This window comes from Streptococcus sp. KR (assembly GCF_002238115.1).
In the GTDB taxonomy this organism is placed as follows: domain Bacteria; phylum Bacillota; class Bacilli; order Lactobacillales; family Streptococcaceae; genus Streptococcus.
The window spans coordinates 1-210 of record NZ_NGVM01000404.1 but is presented as its reverse complement, the minus strand read 5'-3'; the positions used below and the strand labels follow the sequence as shown (position 1 = coordinate 210).

Annotated in this window: 1 protein-coding gene; it reads left to right on the top strand. The window is 33.3% G+C overall.

Annotation, left to right across the window (positions count from 1 at the left end; all coding sequences use genetic code 11):
* On the top strand, positions 1-210 hold a 210-nt coding region (locus CBI42_RS13145; RefSeq protein ID WP_218822087.1), incomplete at both ends, for a hypothetical protein.

The following is a 210-nucleotide window of genomic DNA, read 5'->3' as shown; positions in this document are numbered from 1 at the left end:
TCTTATGCACTAGAGACCATGGTTCTTGACTTTATAGACACTAATCCAATATACTCCAACTCCCGAGAGTTTGTAGAAAGTTTCCTTCTTTATCTTTCAAAAGCAGTTTTCGATTCTGTTCAAGACAGAAAAGGATTTCAAGGAAACCTGAATTTTTTAGATTTTACAGCTCGTTTAGAAATTCAGAAAAAAGCAATATATTACCATGAC